The 11,171-nt window shown below is 72.4% G+C and carries 9 protein-coding genes; 2 read left to right on the top strand and 7 right to left on the bottom strand.

Features of this window, described 5'->3' with window-relative positions:
* Both CIB93_RS35895 and CIB93_RS35890 read right to left on the bottom strand, forming a co-directional pair.
* On the bottom strand, positions 1 to 257 hold a 257-nt coding region (locus CIB93_RS35895), incomplete at its 3' end, for a transposase (protein WP_218839821.1).
* 65 nt (positions 258 to 322) lie between these two features.
* Positions 323 to 889, bottom strand: coding sequence for a Uma2 family endonuclease (locus CIB93_RS35890; protein ID WP_096632979.1), 567 nt, complete (start codon positions 887 to 889; stop codon positions 323 to 325).
* 231 nt (positions 890 to 1,120) lie between these two features.
* Here CIB93_RS35890 and CIB93_RS35885 point away from each other — a divergent pair, with 231 nt between their 5' ends.
* A complete protein-coding gene (locus CIB93_RS35885; RefSeq protein ID WP_096632978.1) occupies positions 1,121 to 3,139 on the top strand; it encodes a thioredoxin domain-containing protein in 2,019 nt (672 codons plus the stop codon).
* Positions 3,140 to 3,206: 67 nt separating this feature from the next.
* Here the strand turns inward: CIB93_RS35885 and CIB93_RS35880 are convergent, their stop codons facing one another.
* Complete coding sequence (locus tag CIB93_RS35880) at positions 3,207 to 3,905, bottom strand: hemolysin III family protein (RefSeq protein WP_096632977.1); 699 nt, start codon at positions 3,903 to 3,905, stop codon at positions 3,207 to 3,209.
* A 223-nt stretch (positions 3,906 to 4,128) separates the two neighbouring features.
* Here CIB93_RS35880 and CIB93_RS35875 point away from each other — a divergent pair, with 223 nt between their 5' ends.
* Positions 4,129 to 5,964, top strand: coding sequence for a phosphoenolpyruvate carboxykinase (GTP) (locus CIB93_RS35875; RefSeq protein ID WP_096632976.1), 1,836 nt, complete (start codon positions 4,129 to 4,131; stop codon positions 5,962 to 5,964).
* A gap of 161 nt (positions 5,965 to 6,125) precedes the next feature.
* Here CIB93_RS35875 and CIB93_RS35870 read toward each other — a convergent pair whose 3' ends face one another.
* The 4 genes from CIB93_RS35870 to CIB93_RS35855 all read right to left on the bottom strand — a co-directional run bounded on the left by CIB93_RS35870 (position 6,126) and on the right by CIB93_RS35855 (position 10,837).
* A complete protein-coding gene (locus CIB93_RS35870) occupies positions 6,126 to 6,779 on the bottom strand; it encodes a hypothetical protein (protein ID WP_096632975.1) in 654 nt (217 codons plus the stop codon).
* Complete coding sequence (locus CIB93_RS35865) at positions 6,766 to 8,409, bottom strand: substrate-binding and VWA domain-containing protein (RefSeq protein ID WP_096632974.1); 1,644 nt, start codon at positions 8,407 to 8,409, stop codon at positions 6,766 to 6,768. The genes CIB93_RS35870 and CIB93_RS35865 overlap by 14 nt, the downstream gene beginning before the upstream one ends.
* Entirely contained in the window at positions 8,406 to 9,626 is a 1,221-nt protein-coding gene (locus CIB93_RS35860; protein ID WP_096632973.1) for a toxic anion resistance protein, read from the bottom strand. Before CIB93_RS35860 ends, CIB93_RS35865 begins: the two co-directional genes overlap by 4 nt.
* An 80-nt stretch (positions 9,627 to 9,706) precedes the next feature.
* Positions 9,707 to 10,837, bottom strand: a complete 1,131-nt coding sequence (locus CIB93_RS35855) for a hypothetical protein (RefSeq protein WP_179500364.1) — start codon at positions 10,835 to 10,837, stop codon at positions 9,707 to 9,709.
* Positions 10,838 to 11,171 lie beyond the last annotated feature (334 nt).

The raw sequence follows: 11,171 nt of genomic DNA, 5'->3' as shown, positions 1-11,171 counted from the left end.
AGCTTGGCCCACACTCTGGCCTTCGACCACTCCGAGAACCGCCGGTGTGCAGTCGCTCCGGACGGGCCGAACGACGCCGAAGGCAACTGCTGCCAGGTGCAACCCGACGTAGCCACGAACACGATCGCGGCCAGCACCTCCCGGTCACCGTGTCGACGCCGACCACCGCCCTGAGGCCGCGACGGCGCCTCCGGCACCACCCGCTGGAAAAACTCCCACAACTCGTCCGGCACCAGCCGCTCAACGATCCCCACCATGACTTACAGACTACCGAGTCACCCAAATGAGATGCTCTCTTAGGGCGCGGGCGATTCCTCGTTGCTCACAGGGCCCCGAGGTCGACCGTGACAGGGAATGGCGCGGTGGCCTTCACGGTGCCGGTGAACACCTCGCCGTCCCGGTAGGCCCTGTTGGCTGGGTCGAGGACGTAGGTGTAGACGATCGGAACGCCGGTGGCGGACTGCTCGATGCGCCAGTAGAAGGGGATGCCGGCTTTGGCGTACTGGTCCACCTTTACGATCCGGTCGGTGGTCTCCGAACCGGGCGACACGACTTCGACGACCAGGAGTACGTGTTCGGGGCGGGTGGGCGTGAGGTCGATGGTCTCCGCCCGGTACACGGTGACGTCAGGGCGGCGGTTGGTGAGCGGAACGTCCTGCAAGCGGACGTCGAAGTCCGTGTCGGCGTTCCAGCCCGGGCCTGCGGCGGCGTCCAGGGCATTGGCCAGGAGCCGAGCCAGCCGGTTGTGCCGCTTGGAGGCGCTCGGGCTCACGACGACCATCCCGTCCACGATCTCGATACCGGCGCACTGCTCCTCGGACCAGGAGTCGTACTGTTCCGCGCTGATCTGCGTGTGCATCCACGCGGGCGCCACCATCTCGGCGGTCATGAAGTACCTCCTTCGAGGATGCGGTGCTGCTCGACTCAGCGTACTGCCCGCTTCCAGTCGGGCACCGGCTCTGGGCCGGGGCAGAACCTCCAGCGTCCGCAGGGCGGCTTGGGTGCAAAAGGGGCGATCCGCATTCACCACGTGAGGGCGCATGAGTGTAAATCGGCCAAGTGGGGCGGGGGCTTGCGGGCCGAACCGGCAGGACCGTGTCGGCGTGAGAGGCTGGGTCGCATGAACCGGTTGGCTGGTGTGACCTCGCCTTATCTGCTTCAGCATGCCGACAACCCCGTCGACTGGTGGCCCTGGACGTCGGAGGCATTCGAGGAAGCGCGACGGCGTGATGTACCCGTACTGTTGTCGGTCGGTTACTCTGCGTGCCACTGGTGCCACGTCATGGCCCACGAGTCGTTCGAGGACGACACCGTGGCCGCCTACCTCAACACGCACTTCGTCCCGGTCAAGGTCGACCGCGAGGAGCGCCCCGACGTCGACGCCGTCTACATGGAAGCCGTTCAGGCGGCCACCGGGCACGGTGGGTGGCCGATGACCGTTTTCCTCACGCCCGACGCCGAACCCTTCTACTTCGGGACCTACTTCCCGCCCGAGCCCCGGCACGGGTCGCCCTCCTTCCAGCAGGTTCTCGAAGGCGTGGTGGCCGCGTGGAGCGACCGGCGCGAGGAGGTTGCCGAGGTCGCCGGGCGGATCGTCGCCGATCTGGCGGGGCGGTCGCTGGTGCACGGCGGGGACGGGGTGCCCGGGGAGCAGGAGACCGCGCAGGCGTTGCTCGGGCTGACCCGGGAGTACGACGAGCAGCACGGCGGGTTCGGGGGTGCGCCCAAGTTCCCGCCGTCCATGGCCGTCGAGTTCCTGCTGCGGCACTACGCCCGTACCGGGGCCGAGGGGGCCCTCCAGATGGCCGCCGACACCTGCTCGGCGATGGCCCGGGGCGGCATCTACGACCAGCTCGGCGGGGGCTTCGCACGGTACTCCGTGGACCGGGAGTGGGTCGTTCCGCACTTCGAGAAGATGCTGTACGACAACGCGCTGCTCTGCCGCGTGTACGCCCATCTCTGGCGCACCACCGGGTCGGACGAGGCCCGGCGGATCGCCCTGGAGACCGCCGACTTCATGGTGCGGGAGCTGCGGACGGCCGAAGGGGGCTTCGCCTCCGCGCTCGACGCCGACAGCGAGGACGCGGACGGCAAGCACGTCGAGGGCGCGTTCTACGTGTGGACGCCGGACCAGTTGCGCGAGGTGCTCGGCGAGGAGGACGCCGCCTTCGCCGCCGCCTGCTTCGGGGTGACGGAGAAGGGGACCTTCGAGGAGGGGGCCTCCGTTCTGCGGCTGCCGGAGGACTCGGGGCCCGTGGACGCCGTTCGGGTCGCGGACGTACGGGCCCGGCTGCTGGCCGCCCGTGAGCAGCGCCCGCGCCCGGGGCGGGACGACAAGGTGGTCGCCGCCTGGAACGGGCTCGCCATCGCCGCGCTCGCCGAGACCGGGGCGTACTTCGACCGGCCCGACCTCGTCGAGCGGGCCACCGAGGCCGCCGATCTGCTGGTCCGGGTCCACCTCGGCGAGGTGGCCCGGCTGACGCGTACCTCCAAGGACGGGCGCGCGGGCGACAATGCCGGGGTGCTGGAGGACTACGGCGATGTGGCCGAGGGCTTCCTCGCGCTGGCGGCGGTGACGGGCGAGGGCGTCTGGCTGGAGTTCGCCGGGTTCCTGCTGGACATCGTGCTGGAGCAGTTCACCGGCGAGGGCGGGCAGCTCTACGACACCGCCCACGATGCCGAGCGGCTCATCCGCCGGCCCCAGGACCCCACCGACAGTGCCACCCCGGCCGGGTGGACGGCGGCAGCGGGGGCGCTCCTCGGCTACGCCGCGTACACCGGGTCCGATGCCCACCGCACCGCCGCCGAGGGCGCGCTCGGGGTGGTGAAGGCGCTCGGCCCGCGTGCGCCCCGCTTCATCGGCTGGGGCCTCGCGGTCGCCGAAGCGCTGCTCGACGGGCCCCGCGAGGTGGCCGTCGCCGGGCCGGTCGGCGGTGAGCTGCACCGTACGGCGCTGCTGGGCCGGGCCCCGGGTGCGGTCGTGGCGGCGGGGGAGGGGCCGGGAGCGGGGGCCGAGTTCCCCCTGCTCGTGGACCGGCCGCTGGTGGACGGGAAGCCGGCCGCGTACGTCTGCCGGCACTTCGTCTGCGACGCGCCGACGACGGACGCGGGGGAGCTGGCGGCGAAGCTGGGCGGGTGAGGGCCGCCCGCGGACAGCGGTGAGGGGCCGGTCCGTGCGACCGGCCCCTCACCCGTAGTCGCCGTGCCTATCCGTGCTGGTACGCCACCAGCGAGATGCCCACGTAGTGCGTGACGAACGCCGCCAGCGTCAGCGAGTGGAACACCTCGTGGAAGCCGAACCAGCGCGGCGACGGGTTCGGCTTCTTGATCCCGTAGATCACGCCGCCCGCGCTGTAGAGCAGCCCGCCGACGATGACGAGGACCAGCACCGCGATGCCGCCCGTCCGCATGAAGTCGGGCAGGAAGAAGACCGCCGCCCAGCCCATCGCGATGTAGCACGGGGTGTAGAGCCAGCGCGGCGCGCCGACCCAGAGGACCCGGAAGGCGATGCCCGCCGCCGCGGCCACCCAGACCGCCCACAGCAGGGGCCGGGCGGTCGACCCGGGGAGCAGGAGCAGGGTCAGCGGGGTGTAGGTGCCCGCGATGATCAGGAAGATGTTCGCGTGGTCCAGACGGCGCAGCACCGCCTCGCCGCGCGGTCCCCAGGTGCCGCGGTGGTAGACCGCGCTGACCCCGAACAGCAGACAGGCGCTGAGGACGTAGACCGTGCAGGCGATCCGGCCCGTCGTGCTGTCGGTCAGGGCGATCAGGGTGATTCCGGAGATCAGCACCGCGGGGAACATTCCCGCGTGCAGCCAGCCGCGCATTCTTGGCTTGACGGGGGCGGCGGCGGGGTCGAGTGCGGCGGGGCCCGGGGTCGCGGCGCTAGCGGCGGCGTCAGTCATGTCGGCATGCTACCTACGCAACCGTAGGTAACGGATATGGGGATCTGGTGAGTGGTGATGCTCACGTGTGAGGCCCCCTGGACATATGGGCGGAACGGTCGGATGATCAAATGAGTGCAGTCGGCACCGGATGAGCGCCAGGGGAATTCGAAGGGTACGAAGCATCCGGGTCGCAGCCCCCACGGGGCCTCAACCCAACTGACACCCTCATCTAGGAGCGATCGTGGCGCGCGACATCGCGGCTCCCCTCACTGTCCCCACCCACCACCAGGAGCTGGTCTCCTGGGTCGACGAGATCGCAGCCATCACCCAGCCGGACCGGGTGGTCTGGTGCGACGGCTCCGAGGCCGAGTACGAGCGCCTGTGCGGGGAGCTCGTCGCCAAGGGCACGTTCACCAAGCTGGACGAGGCCAAGCGGCCGAACTCGTACTACGCCGCCTCCGACCCCACCGACGTCGCCCGCGTCGAGGACCGTACGTTCATCTGCTCCAAGGAGGAGAAGGACGCGGGGCCGACCAACCACTGGAAGGACCCCGCCGAGATGCGGGAGATCTTCACCGGCCGGGACGGTGTCTTCCGCGGGTCCATGCGCGGGCGCACCATGTACGTCGTGCCCTTCTGCATGGGGCCCGTCGGCTCGCCGCTCTCCGCGATCGGCGTCGAGATCACCGACTCCGCGTACGTCGCCGTCTCCATGCGCACCATGACCCGCATGGGCCAGGCCGTCCTGGACGAGCTCGGCACCGACGGCTTCTTCGTCAAGGCCGTCCACACGCTCGGCGCCCCCCTGGCCGTGGGCGAGGAGGACGTCCCCTGGCCCTGCAACTCGACCAAGTACATCTCGCACTTCCCCGAGGACCGCGAGATCTGGTCGTACGGCTCCGGCTACGGCGGCAACGCCCTGCTCGGCAAGAAGTGCTACGCGCTGCGCATCGCGTCCGTCATGGCCCGCGACGAGGGCTGGCTCGCCGAGCACATGCTCATCCTGAAGCTCACGCCGCCGAGCGGTGAGGCCGAGGCCCCCAAGTACATCGCGGCCGCCTTCCCGTCCGCCTGCGGCAAGACCAACCTCGCCATGCTGGAGCCGACCATCCCCGGCTGGACCGTGGAGACCATCGGCGACGACATCGCCTGGATGCGGTTCGGCGAGGACGGCCGCCTCTACGCGATCAACCCCGAGGCAGGCTTCTTCGGCGTCGCGCCCGGTACCGGCGAGCACACCAACGCCAACGCCATGAAGACCATGTGGGGCAACTCCGTCTTCACCAACGTCGCGCTCACCGACGACGGCGACGTGTGGTGGGAGGGCATGACCGAGGAGGCGCCCGCGCACCTCACGGACTGGAAGGGCAACGACTGGACCCCCCAGTCCGGCACGCCCGCCGCCCACCCCAACGCCCGCTTCACCGTCCCCGCCGGACAGTGCCCGATCATCGCGCCCGAGTGGGAGGACCCCAAGGGCGTGCCGATCTCCGCGATCCTCTTCGGCGGCCGCCGGGCCTCCGCCGTACCGCTGGTCACCGAGTCCTTCGACTGGCAGCACGGCGTCTTCCTCGGCGCCAACGTCGCCTCCGAGAAGACCGCCGCCGCCGAGGGCAAGGTCGGCGAGCTGCGCCGCGACCCGTTCGCCATGCTGCCGTTCTGCGGCTACAACATGGGCGACTACATGAACCACTGGGTGAAGGTCGGCGCCGACAAGCCGGACCAGTCGAAGCTGCCGAAGATCTACTACGTGAACTGGTTCCGCAAGAACGAGGCGGGCAAGTTCGTCTGGCCCGGCTTCGGCGAGAACAGCCGCGTGCTCAAGTGGATCGTGCAGCGCCTGGACGGCAAGGCCGAGGGTGTCGAGACCCCGATCGGCATCCTGCCCGCCAAGGGCGCGCTGGACACCGAGGGCCTGGACCTCTCCGAGGCAGACCTCGACTTCCTGCTCACGGTCGACAAGAAGGTCTGGCGCGAGGAGGCCGCCCTGGTCCCCGAGCACCTCAACACCTTCGGCGACCACACGCCCAAGGAGCTGTGGGACGAGTACCACGCGCTCGTCGAGCGCCTGGGCTGATCCCGGTACTCCTTCAGAACCCCGCGGCCGGGTCCATCGGACATCCGCCCTGACCTGTGGGGCCGACTCGGCCCGCCGCGGTATCGGGGCCTGTCGTCGCCGACAGCCCCCCGGAGGCGTTGTCCCCGACCGAGGACACCCTCCCGGCCCCCGGAACCCCCTCACGGTTCCGGGGGCCGCCCGACCGGCGGAACGCCCCCGCCCCGGTCCTCCAGATACTTCGTGTGCGACCGCTGGCGCAGCTCCTCCGTCTCACGCAGCCCGTCCACCAGCGCCTGCGCCTCCGCGTGCAGCAGAGCCACCTGCCGCTCCAGCTCCTCCTCGGGAGCCCGCGCGCCCGGCGTGAGCCGCGTCCACCACCGGGTCCGTACGAACGCGTCCACCGACTCCGGTACGTCCCGGCGCACCGCCCGCGCCAGTACGTGCACGCCCTCCGGGTCCTCCGCCAGCGCGTCGGAGACCCAGCCGGGGGCCAGCAGCCCGTCCAGCAGACCGGTCAGCCCGGTGAGCCGGTCCCGTGCGACGGGCGGCAGGTCCACCCGGTCCAGATAGGCCCGCAGGGTCGCGAGGTCGGCCCGCAGCTCGTCCAGCCGGGACGACGGCTCCTCGAACTCCGGGGCGGGCGGCCGGGACGGCGGGGCGAGCAGCGCGCCCGCCCCGTACAGCCCGCCGACCACGACCGGCCAGTAGGGGCCCGCGACCCCGGTGAAGGTGAGGGCCAGCCCGACGAGGGCGGCGGCGCTGCCGGTGAGGTTCCGGGCCGATTCCAGATAGGCGAGGGCCCGGCCCGCCGCCGTCGTCCTACTGGTAGCCACGGATCTCCTCGAACGCCGCTTCCAGAGACCCCGGACCGCGTTCCTTCGTCCCGTCGAACAGCCGCCCGCCGGTCAGTGCGGCGATCGCGTCCAGCTCGGAGCGGTCGGAGTCGCCGAACACCACCGGGAAGACGGGGCTGGCCTGCCGGGCCTCGGGCAGGGCCCGGTAGAACGCGGTGAAGTCGGCCGCCGACCGGCCCGCCGTGTTCTCGCCGTCCGTCATCAGCACGATCGAGGTGAACGCGGACTCGGTGTCCGGGCCCAGGTGGTCGTAGGCGGCGGCCAGCGACGAATAGATCGCCGTGTTCCCCTCGGCGGTCAGCGCGGCGGTGTCCGCCCGGATCGCCGCCGGGCCCGCCTTCGGGTCCGCCGGGTCCACGGTGTGCGTGCGGACCCGCTTGACCGTGGAGCCGAACGGTAGCAGCGTGACCTCCTCCCGCTGACGGAAATCCCCGGTCAGCCCGGTCAGCGCGGACTTGAGCCGGGCCAGCCGCTCGCCCTTCATCGACCCGGAGGTGTCCAGGACGTACACGGTCCGGGAGGGGCGCCGCAGCCGGTGCTCGTACGCCGACAGCAGCCCGTCCGCGACCGACCGCGAACCGGGGAAGGGCAGCTCGCGGCGCTGCTCGTGCGAGAGCGGGTCGGCGGGGCGGGCGGCGGCGACGACCGGGCGACGCAGCGTCCGCTCGGTGATCTCCCGCTGTACGGGGGTGGATCTGAGGTGCTCGGTCAGGGTCCGTACGGCGTCCCGCGCGGCGGGCGCGGCTCCGCTGAGCGTGCTGAGCGGATAGTCGGCGGTCACCACGCCGTCCCGGGGGCGGATCACCGTCAGCCCGGCGCCGCCGTCCCGGTTCAGCGAGAGCAGCACCGACTCGTAGTTGATCAGGGCGTCCACGGTGGAGCGCCGGGCGTACGCGGAGGCCAGCCACCCCGAGGAGCCGGAGGTGAGGCGCTGCCCCGCGAAGAACTCCTTCAGCTTCGGCCCCGCGCGCCGGACATCGGCGTCGGTGAGCGCCGCCTGTGCGCCGGAGAGCGCGGACGTCACCGATATCAGTGCGGAGAAACCGGAGTTGGAACGCTTGGGGTCGGTCATCCCGTACGTCAGGTCCCCGGCGGCGGCCGCCCGGTGGACCTGCGCCCAGCTGACCCGCTCCGGGTCCCAGCCGAGCCGTCGCACCGCCGCGGGCCGCACCCCGAGGGCCACCGGGGAGGTCATCAGCGGGGTCTCGGAGGCGACCGCCCGGGCGGCCTCCGGGCGCAGCCGCAGATAGTCGTTGGACGACAGCCACACCGCGTCGAAGTCCCTGTCCGCCGAGCCGGACGCCAGCCGCTCGACCGCCTCCAGCGTGCCGGTCCAGGTGGGCCGCACGGTGATCCCGGTCGCCTTGCGGGCCTTTTCCAACAGGGGCTTCATATCGCTGAGTTCGCTGGACGCCAGCACCCGGATCGTGCCCGCGGCCGGGCCCGTTCCCCCGGTACCCGGCCGCCCGTCACCGTCGGCGCCCCGGCCGCTCCCCGCTCCGCCGTCCGTGCAGGCGGCGAGCGGGACGAGCAGGAGGGCGGCCAGCAGCGGGGCGAGGGAGCGCGGGGCCCGCCCGGGCCGTGGGGCGCGCTTCGGGAGGCGCCTCACGAGCGGCCCCCTTCCAGCGTCGCGTCCGTGGTCCGGCTGCGGTCCAACCGTGCCCCCGCCTCCTGGAGTTCGGAGGTGAGCGCCTCCACGGTGGCGGCCATCGCCCCGGTCGCCCGCGCCCTGTACGTGTCGATGGCGTCCAGCGTCGAGTAGATCTGCCCGAACGCCGTACGCAGCGTCTCGACGCCGACCGCCGGCTCGGCCGCGAGGCGCTGGATCTCCCCGCTCTGCGTGGCCAGCATCTCCGCGTTGCCCCGGATCAGCTCCTCCGTGGTCGAGCGCAGCACCCGCACCTGCTCGGTCACCCGGCGCTGGTTCTCCAGGGCGGAGGAGAGCATCACGGCGATCCGCAGCGCGGACAGGGTCGTGGTGGCCGCCCGGTCGACGCCCTTGATCAGCTCGTCGTTGTTGCGCCGTACGACGTCCATCGCCAGGTAGCCCTGCGCGCAGACCGCGATCTGGGTCAGCAGGTCCTGGTGCTTCTGCCGTACGGGGAAGAGGACGTCGGCCCGCAACGCGTCGGCCCGTACCGGGTCGCCCGCCGCCTCGGCCTCCGCGACGCGCCGTTCCACGACGCCGTCCAGGGCCTCGGTGAGGACCGCGTACTCCTGGAGCTTGCCCATGGTGTCCCAGAGCCGGGTGCGCTCGGTGTGCAACGCGGCGTTGTCGCGCCGCAGTTCGTCCTGCCCGCTGCGGAGGGAGCCGACGATCCGGTCGAGGGTCCCGCGGGCGGAGGCGTACTTCGCCACGTGGTCGCGCAGCCGGTTCCCGCCGGGCAGCCGGGACAGCAGCCGGCGGGGCCCGCGCCCGGGTGCGTCGCGCGGATCGAGGTCCTCCACCGTGCGGCGCAGCTCCACCAGCGAGGCGCCGACGCGGGCGGGGGCGTCGCCCTCGCCGGAGGCGAGCGAACGGACGGTGCGGTCGAGCATCCGGTTGGACTGCTGGGCGGCGCCCCGGATGTCGCCCTGCCCGAGCGCCGCGATCTCGCCCACCCGGGCGGTGAACTCCGGTGACCGGCTGTCCAGTCCGGTGAGGGAGCCCACGTACTCCTCGGCCCGCCGGACCATCTCCTCGCGCACCGCCTCGTCGACCGGGACGAGCCCGGCGGCCTGCTCGGGCCGGACGGCGGCGACGGGCTCGGGCGGGGTGAGCACGAGCGGGGTGGTCGGCGGACCGTACGGCAGTCGGGGGTCCGGGGGTCCGGCGTCCTGGGGCATGGCAGGGGCCTCCTGGGCTGAGGGTTCCGGTGCGGGGCCGGATCGGTTGACGGGGGCGGGCCCAGGTGCGGGCGGGCGGCTCATCGGCCGCGGGCCCGGTGGGCCATCCGGCGCAGCACCTCCGCGGTGGGCACGGGCGCCTGTCGTACGCCGGTCAGCCGCTGGTCGATGTACGCGGTGTGGTCCGCGGTGGCGGCGATGAACTCGGCCGCCGCGCCCTGAGGCCGGAAGCCGTGCCTTACCGCGAGCTTCCGCAGTGCCGGGTCGGTGGCCAGCAGCTCGCCGAGCTCCCGCCCCTGGGCGGTCAGCGGGACGAGGGTGTGGTCACTGGAGACCGTGGTGTCCGGGTAGAGGACGACGAGGTCGCCGACCTCCTGAGGCTGACTGTGCATCAGAAGTGAGGCCACTTGCGACTCGTAGACCAGGGCGAGCGGGTTGCCGACCCCGCTGATGAAGTCCCGGAAGGGTGCGTCGCTGCCGGTCTGCTGGGCGCCCTGCACCTGGACGAGCTTGCGCATCAGTGGTGCCGTGCGGTCGACGGCCCGGGCGTCCGCCGCCACCCGGCCGCCGTCGGCGACGTAGGAGGCGGCGGCGAGGTAGAGGGCGCCGGAGTTGGAGGCCACCGGGTCGGTGCTCGTGATGAACACCGTGCCGCTCAACTCGGCATGTCCGTCAGCCCCCTTGAGCTGCTGCCAGGTCCGGTCGTCCTCGGCCGCCGCCAGATAGGGGCTCATGAGCAGCGTGCCCCGTGTGGTGAACTTCGAGCCGCCGTCGGCCCGCAGCCGTGCCAGGCCGTTGTCCGCGAGGACCTCGGCCGCGTTGCGGTGGGCGACGACGACGAGCGGTGAGTAGAACGGCCGCAGCGGGCCGCCCCGGTTCCCGGATCCGCGGAGCAGCTCATCGGCCGGGGCCTTGGAGCCGGGGAAGGCGAAGTCGTACCCCTTGAGGGGGAGCCGGTCCATGGCCCAGGACCCGGAGGTCTCGGCCCGGACGGTGTATCCCTTGGCCGCGAGGGCCTTCACGGTGTCGGGGTCGGCGAAGAACTCGGCCTTCTCCGACCCGATCACTCCTCGCACGGTCGTCGTCGCCGTGCCGCTGTCCCCGTTGTTTCGGCCCGCGGCGACGGCGGCTGCCACGCCGACCGTCAACAGGACCGCCAGAACGATTCCCACGATGCGTCTCACCCGCGCAGCGTGCTCGCGGAAACCCACATTCCGGGCTGTGCCGGGTGTACGGCAGATGAAGGGGGCATCCCAGTACGCAACGGCCGGGATCGGGGGTCACCGCGGCGGCGCCCGGCACGGGCCCTGCGGTGACCGGTGTGGCACCCGGTCCGCGCGCCTTCGCGGCACGCGGACCGGGGCCGTCAGTGGGCGCCGACCAGCTGCCCCGAGGGGGCGGGCCCGGCGGTGGCGGCGAGAGCCGCGGTGTGGGCGTCCATCCGCTCGGCGGCGAGGATGGCGGCGGTCGTGTCCGCGCGCGACGCGGCCACGACCAGCGCGCGGCCCGCGAGGGCGTGGGCCCGGCGGTGGAGGTCGGCGGGGG

The organism is Streptomyces sp. WZ.A104 (assembly GCF_002382885.1).
GTDB lineage: Bacteria > Actinomycetota > Actinomycetes > Streptomycetales > Streptomycetaceae > Streptomyces.
Note: the sequence above shows the minus strand (reverse complement) of the source record. Positions and strands in the feature narration are given on the sequence as shown.